Origin of the sequence: Edaphovirga cremea (assembly GCF_003332275.1) — a bacterium.
Lineage (GTDB): Bacteria > Pseudomonadota > Gammaproteobacteria > Enterobacterales > Enterobacteriaceae > Edaphovirga > Edaphovirga cremea.
In genome coordinates this window covers 87,083-96,618 of sequence record NZ_QOVA01000014.1, presented here as the reverse complement: position 1 = coordinate 96,618, position 9,536 = coordinate 87,083, and the positions used below count along the sequence as shown (strand labels likewise).

The following is a 9,536-nucleotide window of genomic DNA, read 5'->3' as shown; positions in this document are numbered from 1 at the left end:
GACTCCTGTTGCATTGGTTGCTCTATTATGTGCTTTTTAGCTGATTGTGCGTGTTGTTCCGGCTCTTGAACGGGTTCAGGGGCAGTTTTCGCTGGTGCTGGGACTGCTTTTACTGGCGCGTTCTGGTAGGGGCCATGTTTAGCCCAGGTTTGAGAAGGAATAAAAAAAGCCTTACACGGGCAGGTTGAGCGACTATAAAGCGTACTTGCTGCCAGACAGCCATGAATAATTTCTCCAGGATGGCCTCCACTGACGCTGTATACACCAGGATGTTTACCGCATGACACTTTGTTGCCCTGAACCGCTTGCGGATTAAAATTACTGCCAAATTTTTGCCCTTTTGGATGTCCTTCAAGAACACTCCCCCCGCAGGAAGTTCTGTCCCCCTTTATAATCCAGTAACCTAATATCATAAGTCCCTCTACTTGTTATAGAAATAATTACATTGGTGATTTTACAAACGATAACCACATGCGCAACAAGTATTAGGCTTAAGAGAAACAACGTTTCGTAACAAAATGAGAGAAGGTTAGTTATGGTGAAATTTGAGTTAAGTAATGCTTACTTCTAGTTGTCGCCCAGAGTTTCGCCTTCCCTGGGTTTTTTGTGGCGAAAGCTTGCATCTGCACACGAATCACGGAAATCTATGGGTGCCAAGGAGATCACAAATTATGCAAATCATCTTTTACCACCCTACGTCCGACACACAGCAATGGATTGACGGCCTGCGTCGTCGTTTACCCCAAGCACAAATCCGTGAATGGGTTCCCGGCGATAAAGCCCCCGTTGACTACGCCCTGGTCTGGCATCCACCCTATGAAATGCTGGCCGATCGCCAAACCCTGAAAGGTATTTTTGTTCTGGGGGCGGGTGTGGATGCGATTCTTAATCAGGAACGCCAGCACCTAGGTTTGTTGCCCGCGGGGGTGCCACTGGTTCGTCTCGAAGACAGTGGAATGGCAAAACAGATGCAAGACTATGTGCTGGCCTATGTATTGCGCTACTTCCGCCGGATGGATGAATACCAACTCTACCAACGGCAAAAACAGTGGAAACCGCTGACGCCCTTCGCACTGGGTGACTTTATGATCGGTATTCTGGGTGCCGGTGTTCTGGGCAAAAGTGTGGCAGAAAGTCTGGTGGCGTGGGGCTTCAACGTGCGTTGCTGGAGTCGCAGTGCGAAAAATATAGCTCAGGTAGAAAGTTTTCACGGTGAAGAGCAGTTGCCTGATTTTTTGCACGGAACGCGGGTGTTAATCAATCTTTTACCCAATACGCCGCATACAGCGGGCATCATTACGCTGTCATTAATGCGTCAGTTGGAAAAAAATGCTTATCTGATCAATATCGCCCGCGGTGCCCATCTCAATGAAGCCGACCTGCTGGTTGCGCTGGAAGAGGGTACCGTGGCCGCTGCTGCACTGGATGTTTTTGCCGAAGAGCCGTTGACTGACATGCACCCATTCTGGTCACATCCGCGTATCTCCATGACCCCGCATATTGCTGCGGTCACGCTGCCCGAAGAGGCCATGGATCAGATTGCCGCCAACATTCGGGCGATAGAGTCAGACAGACAACCCGCTGGATGGGTGGATCGCCAACGCGGTTACTAAAAGCCCTACCTGTAACAAACTCCAAACATAATGCTGCTATGCTTGGGGAAGACCAAAAAAACAAGGAGAAGCCATGTTTCCGGTAGATTTACATATGCACACCGTTGCCAGCACCCATGCTTACAGCACGTTGCACGATTACATCAATGAAGCGCAGCAGAAAGGAATAAAACTGTTTGCCATAACCGATCATGGCCCGGATATGGCTGATGCACCGCACCACTGGCATTTTATCAATATGCGCGTATGGCCGCGGATGGTTGACGGCGTGGGCATCCTGCGTGGGATCGAAGCCAACATCAAAAATATTGACGGTGACATAGACTGCACTGGCCCGATGCTGGCGGCGATCGATGTGATCATTGCGGGTTTCCATGAGCCGGTTTTTGCCCCACAAGATAAAGAAACCAATACCAAAGCGATGATCGCCGCGATGGCTAAGGGCGATGTCCATATCATCAGCCATCCGGGCAACCCGAAATATCCGGTAGACATTCCGGCCATTGCCGAGGCGGCGGCTCACTATCAGGTGGCGTTGGAGCTGAATAACTCTTCATTTACCCATTCACGCAAGGGCAGTGAAGCGAACTGTCGTGCCATTGCCGAGGCGGTACGCGATGCGGGAGGCTGGTTGGCGCTGGGGTCTGATTCGCATATTGCCTTTTCGATGGGGGGATTCGAGCATTGTGAACGAATTATCGCTGCGGTGAATTTCCCAGAAGCAAGGATCCTGAACGTGACGCCACGCCGTTTCCTTGATTTTCTCGAAATGCGCGGTCGTCCGCCCATTGCAGAATTGGCGGGGCTGTGACATCTTCGCGCCATGTGAGTGTTATTATTTCCTTTCAATTCAACAGGTCTATTTCGGTTCAACAGGATGTTGGCCTAACAGGTTGCTTAAATGAATGAGTTTTCGATTGTTTGTCGCGTGCTTGGCACGTTATTTAACCGTCCGCCGCAAGATCCGTTGCTGGTGCCGCTGTTTACCCTGATCCAAGAGGGAAAACTGGCTGAACACTGGCCGCTGGAACAGGACGAACTGCTTGCCCGCCTGCAACAGGATGCCGATCCGCAGGCGCTGGCCGCCGATTATGCTGCGCTGTTTGTGGGTAGCGAGTGTCGCGTGTCGCCATTCCGCTCAGATTATGAGGCGGGAGAGGAAGCCGAAGTACGGGCATTTTTAACCGAACGCGGTATGCCGCTGGGCGATGCCCCGTGCGATCACATCGGTTCGTTACTGCTGGCCGCATCGTGGCTGGAAGATCAGTCGCAGGAAGATGAAGTGGCCGCCCAGACTACGCTATTTGATGAATTCCTGATGCCATGGTGTGGCCGTTTTCTGGGAAAAGTCGAGGCGCATGCCACCACGAGTTTTTACCGCACGCTGGCCATTATCAGCCGCGAAGCGATTCAGTGCATGAGTGATGAGTTGGCTGAAGCGGAAGGTAATGACGAGCAATAACGCATGACGTTTTGTCGTTATCGCGTCAGGGAAATTGCGCCCTGACGCGATAATTTTCACGTTAAAGGTGAACAACTTAATCTGTAAACGGAATAACAAGTTGTCCCGGTTTCACTTCCAACCCCTTCGCCAGTTTTTTCGCCATCGCCTCAGCCTTACTGCCATCGGCATTCAGCACATAGGCAGGTCGCTGATCGAAATAGGTCTTGAGCGATTGATTGAGGTACGGCGTTAGCGTCTTCATCACCGTCTGCATTTTTTCTGGTTGAATCGTGTAATCAACCAACTCCATATCTTTCAGGAAAATCGCGCCTTTTTCCCGGTCAAAAACCGGCTGTGCTTTCAGGGTGAGTTTCATATCCGCCTGCTGTGGCCCCAGCAAAGACGTGATATTCACTTTGGCATTTCCTGATAACGTCACTTTTCCTGGTTCGCTGCGACCAATCTGGCTAGTGAGATCGGTCAGCACGATCTGCGCTTCAACCAGACCCGGCACGCCAATCTGTTTCTTATAATCGTTGTGCTTCTGAAGATACTCATTAACCTGCTGTTCGTTCAGGGTGTATTGCGTGAGTTGGTTACATCCGGCAAGCAGACCGGCAAAAATCAGGGCAGTCGCCCCAAGTAAAAGCTTTCTCATGTGATCCTCAATGACAGGTAAAAATACGGCGTGTTGCAGTCTGATACGGCATATTGCATTTCTAATACGGCATATTGTTTTCTAATACGACATATCGTTGTCTGGTTGGACGGGCGGATTTTACAGGAGTTCCTTTTGCAAGGACAGAATGCGAAATAATGTGGCAGGTTGCTCTGGGAAAAGAATGGGGGCGGCAAAAATTGCCAGTCCAATCACATCAATACGTTAACAAAGTATGGGTAAACTCTGTCGGGAGATCAAACGGCCCCGCAGAACGGGGCCATTGAAACGGGAGGAAAAGTGGGCGATCAGCCGCCGCTGAGCATGGCCGGCTCGATGCGGCGTTGATGGAATTGCCAGTAAAGCCCCATCAGGGTGATCACGCCCACGATTCCCAGCAGGAACCAGGGAAGTTCAGGCATTTCAAGCGCTTTGCCGGTATCGTACATCCAGCCACCGCCGGTATAACCGAGTGCGCCACCCAGAGCCAACCCAAGACGGCTGAAACCCATGTAGCTGCCGCGTGCGCGGGAGTCGGCCAGCGATGCCCCGAGCGTTTCGCGTGCAGGTTCAGCAATGATTGAGCCGGTATAGAACAGGCAAATCAGCATAAACAGCGTTTGCAAACTGGTGGTCAGGCCAACCGGGAACAGGCTGACTGTCATGATCAGCAGCCCAGCCATCAGCCGTTGCTCCAATGTGAAACGTTTTTCACTCCAGCGGGCAATCGGATAAAGCAGCGAGAGCGATAATGCAGCCTCAATCGCATACATCCATTTTACTGCCGAGGCCGAACCCGCCAGTTCGTTAACCATGATGGGCAGCATCAGCATCACTTGCACCGCCAGCATATAGTAGCCGGTCAGGGTCAGAACATAGGTGACAAACCTGCGATCGCGCAGCACGCGCAACAGCCCGTCTTTCATCGGGGTGCGAACGGTAGAAATTCGGTAGGCCGGTAAAAGCCAGGCGTTGAAGGCGGCGGCGAGCACGAAAATCCCGGCACCCGTCCAGCACACCAGGTGAAAATCATACTGCAGCAGCCAACTGCCGATCAGCGCACCCACTACGGCACCGGCACTGTCTTGCATCATCAGCAGGGAAAAGAAACGACTGCGTTCGTGCGGGCGGGTGAGTTTAATCACCAAGGCCGTCCGCGGTGGATCGAACAACGTTCCACCCAGCCCGGAGAGGGCGCAGGAGAGCCACAGCAGCCATGGCTGATCGGCAATCGCCATGAGCGCAAAACCGGCGGCACGCATCAGCATCCCGGTAATGATCATCGGCTTGGCGCCAAAACGGTCGGCAATGGCACCGCCAAAAATCCCCAAACCTTGCTGAATAAGCTGACGCAAGCCCAATGCAATTCCAACTGCCAGCGCAGCCCAACCCATTTGATCGACAAAACGGATCGATATCAACGGGAAGACCACAAAGAAACCAAGAACAACCAGCATGTTATCCAATAACAGGAAGTATTTACCCAAGCTCCTAGCTTGCGAGACTAACGACATTCTTCACCACAAGAATTTACTGCGCATTTCAAAGGCGCAAAATAAGAAACCCTAAACGCCTTTATTTTGAACTTGAATTTCATTTTCCGATAGAGTGTGGAGTGACAATATTTTTTCATCGTCAATATGTTAAGCCGCTGGCAAAATAAAGAAGAAAATGATGTTGTAAGGTTGAGACCAAGCCCGTCGTTTTACGGTTGGGCTAAGCTGCGCTCATAATGATGCGCAGATAGAGGGACGGAATGCCGGATCGCGGGCGCGATAACGCTCACCGAAAGGGCAACAGTGCAGGTTTTACTCATGAGCACTTCTTATCAAACCGTCCAGACTGTGGAGGGAGTGGATGTTTGGCTATCGCTCGGCGTCACCCAAGGTACGCCTGACAACAGATCGACTGGTTGTCCGTTTGGTTCATGAACGGGATGCACACCGGTTGGCTGAGTACTACGCTGAGAACCGGGCTTTTCTGAAGCCCTGGGAACCTATCCGTGACGAAAGCCATTGCTATCCCTCTGGCTGGCAGGCACGTCTCGGGTTGATTACTGATTTACAGAAACAGGGTAGTGCCTACTATTTTATTCTGCTTGATGCCGATGAAAACGACGTTATCGGCGTGGCGAATTTCAGTAATGTGCTGCGCGGATCGTTTCATGCCTGTTTCCTCGGCTATTCGCTGGGTGAAAAGTGGCAGGGGAAAGGGTTGATGTACGAAGCGCTGGAGAGTGCGATTCGTTATATGCAGCGCCAACAGCGTATGCACCGGATCATGGCGAACTATATGCCACACAACCAGCGCAGTGGCAATTTGCTGACCCGCCTGGGGTTTGAACGCGAAGGTTATGCAAAAGACTACCTGCTGATTGATGGCAAATGGCAGGATCACATTCTCACGGCACTGACTAACACAGAATGGATGCCACCACGTTGAGGGAGAGTTATGAAACACGTATTGAGCGCGAAAGAAGCCCGGGTGATTGGTTGCCTGATGGAAAAACAGGTTACCACCCCAGAACTTTACCCTCTCTCACTGAACAGCCTGACGACGGCCTGTAATCAGAAAACCAACCGTGAACCGGTCATGGAGTTGAGTGAAAGTGAAGTGCAGCAAACGCTGGATCTTCTGGCAAAAAAACACATGATCCGCAGCGTCAGCGGTAGCCGCACGCTGAAATATGAGCATCGTTTCTGTAATTCCGAGTTTGGCAATCTGAAGTTTTCACCGGGCGAATTTGCTGTCGTGACAGCACTATTACTGCGTGGTGCACAAACCTCGGGCGAACTCAGAACCCGCACCAATCGTTTGCATGATTTTGCGTCAGTGGCAGACACTGACGATGTACTCAATACTCTAATCAGGCGCGAAGATGGCCCGTTTGTGGTGCGTTTGGCCCGCGAGCCTGGAAAACGCGAAAGCCGTTTCATGCACCTGTTCTGTGGTGAAGTGAGTGAGCAGATCGCGCAAGAGCAATTCTCTGCCAGTGAAGGTCAGCGCTTTTCGACAGAAGGTCAACGATCGTCTATAGAAGATCAACGACAGCCCGCTGAAAGAAGTGGGCTCGAATCACGCGTGACAGCGCTGGAGGAGCAGGTGGCAGAATTGAACCAGCGCCTCGAAAGCCTGTTGGCGCATCTGGGCGATTAACGGAGGCAGAATGAGTCTGAAAATTGGTGTTATCGGATTGGGCGGCATCGCGCAAAAAGCCTATCTGCCGATATTAAGCCGTGCGGCGGACTGGCAATTGGTCGGTGGTTTCTCGCCCAATCAGCAAAAGGCGCGGGTCGTTTGCGACAGTTATCGCATGGCCTGTTTTTCCCGTTTAGATGAATTGGCCCGGCAATGTGATGTGGTATTTGTTCACAGCAGTACTGCCAGCCATTTCCATGTAGTGGGTGAACTTCTCAATCATGGTGTTGATGTGTATGTCGATAAACCTCTCGCCGAGACGGTTGAACAGGCTGAACATCTGATTGAAATGGCGCAACAGCGTGGCCGGGCGCTGATGGTGGGATTCAACCGGCGTTTTGCACCGCTTTATCAGCAACTGCGTAATGAAATGAAAAACCCGGCGTCGCTGCGGATGGACAAACACCGCAGTGACAGCATCGGGCCGCATGATGTGTATTCCACGCTGCTCGACGACTATCTGCACGTCATCGATACCGCGCTGTGGCTAGGCGGTGGCGACGCGACGCTGCTCAGTGGTACGGTGCAAAGTAACGATCACGGGCAAATGCGCTATGCAGAACACCATTTCCAGTGTGGTGATACGCTGGTGACGACCAGTATGCACCGGCAAGCAGGCAGTCAGCGGGAAAGCGTACAGGCCGTGTGCGATCGTGCGCTGTACCAGATTACTGATATGCGTCAGTGGCAGCAGGAGAAGGAGTGCATCGTCAGTGAGCTCCCATCACCCAGTTGGCAAACGACGCTGGCGCAGCGTGGTTTTGAAGGGGCTATCCACCACTTTATCCAGTGTGCGACCAACCAAACGGCACCAGAAACCTCTGGTGAACAAGCACTTTATGCGCAGCGTATTATTGAGCAATTGATGAATAGTAATACGCTCCCTGAGTAATTGAATGTAACAACTAGCTCTGGCTATTACGTCTCGGATCCGTAGACTATGGCGACACCAAAGAGCTTTGCTGGTGCGGTATTTAACGCCTGCTGATGCAGGCGTTACTGTTTGCCCATCGCCAATAAGAAAATATGACATGAATCTACTGAAATCACTGGCCGCCGTCAGTTCAATGACGATGTTTTCACGCGTGCTGGGTTTTGCGCGTGACGCAATCGTTGCACGCGTTTTTGGGGCAGGTATGGCAACGGACGCCTTTTTTGTTGCCTTCAAACTCCCCAATCTGTTGCGGCGAATCTTTGCTGAAGGGGCATTTTCCCAAGCCTTTGTCCCCATTTTGGCCGAATACAAAAGCCAGCAGGGCGAAGAGGCAACCCGCACCTTCGTGGCCTATGTTTCCGGTCTGTTGACGCTGGTTCTGGCAATTGTCACGGTACTGGGCATGCTCGCCGCGCCGTGGGTCATTTATGCCACCGCACCAGGTTTTGCCGTAACGCCCGATAAGTTTGCCCTGACCTCTGCGCTGCTGCGGATCACTTTCCCCTATATTTTGCTGATCTCGCTGGCCTCTCTGGTGGGGGCGATCCTCAATACCTGGAACCGTTTTTCGATACCGGCTTTTGCGCCAACCTTTCTCAACGTCAGTATGATCGGTTTTGCGTTGTTTGCTGCGCCTTACTTCAATCCGCCCGTTCTGGCACTGGCGTGGGCTGTCGTGGTCGGCGGGGTTCTGCAACTGGGCTATCAGTTACCCCATCTGAAAAAGATCGGTATGTTGGTGTTGCCGCGATTGAATCTGCGGGACGCCGGGGTTTGGCGGGTGATGCGCCAGATGGGGCCAGCGATTTTGGGTGTGTCTGTCAGCCAGATATCCCTGATCATCAATACCATTTTCGCCTCGTTCCTGGCTGCGGGTTCGGTGTCATGGATGTACTACGCAGACCGTTTGATGGAGTTTCCGTCGGGCGTGCTGGGTGTCGCGCTGGGCACTATTTTGCTGCCGTCGCTGGCGAAGAGTTTTTCCAGCGGTAACCATGATGAATACTCACGGCTGATGGATTGGGGGCTGCGCCTGTGCTTCTTGCTGGCACTGCCAAGTGCGGTGGCGTTGGGCATTCTGGCCAAACCGCTGACGGTGTCCCTGTTCCAGTATGGCCGTTTCAGTGCTTTCGATGCCGCCATGACCCAGCGTGCGCTGGTGGCCTACTCCGTGGGGTTGATGGGGCTGATCGTGGTAAAAGTGCTGGCTCCCGGTTTTTACTCGCGTCAGAATATCAAAACGCCGGTCAAGATTGCGATCATTACCCTGATTGCCACGCAGTTGATGAACCTGGCGTTCATTGGCCCCTTGAAACACGCCGGTCTGGCACTCTCCATCGGCTTGGGTGCGTGCCTGAATGCCTCGCTGCTCTATTGGCAATTGCGTAAGCAGAAGATCTTCCAACCGCAGGCAGGCTGGGTGGTATTTCTCACCAAACTGATCGTTGCCGTCATCGGCATGTCCGCCGTTCTGATTGGGGTGATGTGGCTGATGCCTGCGTGGGATGTCGGTGGCATGGCAATGCGCCTTATGCGTCTTGCTGCGGTAGTGGTTGCGGGCGTCATTGCCTACTTTGGCGTATTGGCGTTGCTGGGCTTTAAAGTGCGGGATTTCGCCCGCCGCACCGTATAGATTCCAGACGGCGACTGTTGGCACAGTGAAACGCCAGTGATGTAACACTTTGACAG

Annotated in this window: 10 protein-coding genes; 7 read left to right on the top strand and 3 right to left on the bottom strand. The window is 52.5% G+C overall.

The features are described 5' to 3' along the window. Positions 1-413, bottom strand: a 413-nt coding sequence (locus tag DRI82_RS24135; protein WP_245956869.1) for a PAAR domain-containing protein, incomplete at its 3' end; no start/stop codon positions are given. 258 nt (positions 414-671) lie between these two features. Here DRI82_RS24135 and ghrA point away from each other — a divergent pair. The 3 genes from ghrA (at position 672) to DRI82_RS17260 (ending at position 3,075) form a co-directional block, all read left to right on the top strand. Beyond that, a complete protein-coding gene (gene ghrA / locus DRI82_RS17270; RefSeq protein ID WP_114195149.1) occupies positions 672-1,613 on the top strand; it encodes a glyoxylate/hydroxypyruvate reductase GhrA in 942 nt (313 codons plus the stop codon). A gap of 73 nt (positions 1,614-1,686) precedes the next feature. Then, on the top strand, positions 1,687-2,424 hold the full coding sequence (locus DRI82_RS17265) for a phosphatase (protein WP_114195148.1): 738 nt from the start codon (positions 1,687-1,689) through the stop codon (positions 2,422-2,424). Between the two features lie 90 nt (positions 2,425-2,514). Beyond that, positions 2,515-3,075 (top strand): TorD/DmsD family molecular chaperone, encoded by a 561-nt coding sequence (locus tag DRI82_RS17260; protein ID WP_114195147.1) that lies wholly within the window; start codon positions 2,515-2,517, stop codon positions 3,073-3,075. A gap of 76 nt (positions 3,076-3,151) precedes the next feature. Here the strand turns inward: DRI82_RS17260 and DRI82_RS17255 are convergent, their stop codons facing one another. Together DRI82_RS17255 and mdtH are read right to left on the bottom strand one after the other, a co-directional pair. Then, complete coding sequence (locus DRI82_RS17255; protein WP_114195146.1) at positions 3,152-3,715, bottom strand: lipoprotein; 564 nt, start codon at positions 3,713-3,715, stop codon at positions 3,152-3,154. Positions 3,716-4,023: 308 nt separating this feature from the next. Then, positions 4,024-5,229, bottom strand: a complete 1,206-nt coding sequence (gene mdtH / locus DRI82_RS17250) for a multidrug efflux MFS transporter MdtH (protein ID WP_114195145.1) — start codon at positions 5,227-5,229, stop codon at positions 4,024-4,026. Positions 5,230-5,572: 343 nt separating this feature from the next. Here mdtH and rimJ point away from each other — a divergent pair, with 343 nt between their 5' ends. From rimJ to murJ, 4 genes are all read left to right on the top strand, one after another. Then, positions 5,573-6,157, top strand: a complete 585-nt coding sequence (gene rimJ / locus DRI82_RS17245) for a ribosomal protein S5-alanine N-acetyltransferase (protein ID WP_114195144.1) — start codon at positions 5,573-5,575, stop codon at positions 6,155-6,157. A gap of 9 nt (positions 6,158-6,166) precedes the next feature. After that, positions 6,167-6,871, top strand: a complete 705-nt coding sequence (locus tag DRI82_RS17240; RefSeq protein ID WP_114195143.1) for a DUF480 domain-containing protein — start codon at positions 6,167-6,169, stop codon at positions 6,869-6,871. 10 nt (positions 6,872-6,881) lie between these two features. Next, positions 6,882-7,805 carry a Gfo/Idh/MocA family protein gene (locus DRI82_RS17235; protein ID WP_114195142.1) on the top strand — a complete coding sequence of 308 codons (924 nt, stop codon included), beginning with the start codon at positions 6,882-6,884 and terminating at the stop codon, positions 7,803-7,805. 139 nt (positions 7,806-7,944) lie between these two features. Next, the gene (gene murJ, locus DRI82_RS17230) at positions 7,945-9,480 is read left to right on the top strand and encodes a murein biosynthesis integral membrane protein MurJ (RefSeq protein ID WP_114195141.1); all 1,536 of its coding nucleotides are present in this window, start codon (positions 7,945-7,947) and stop codon (positions 9,478-9,480) included. Positions 9,481-9,536: the final 56 nt, after the last annotated feature.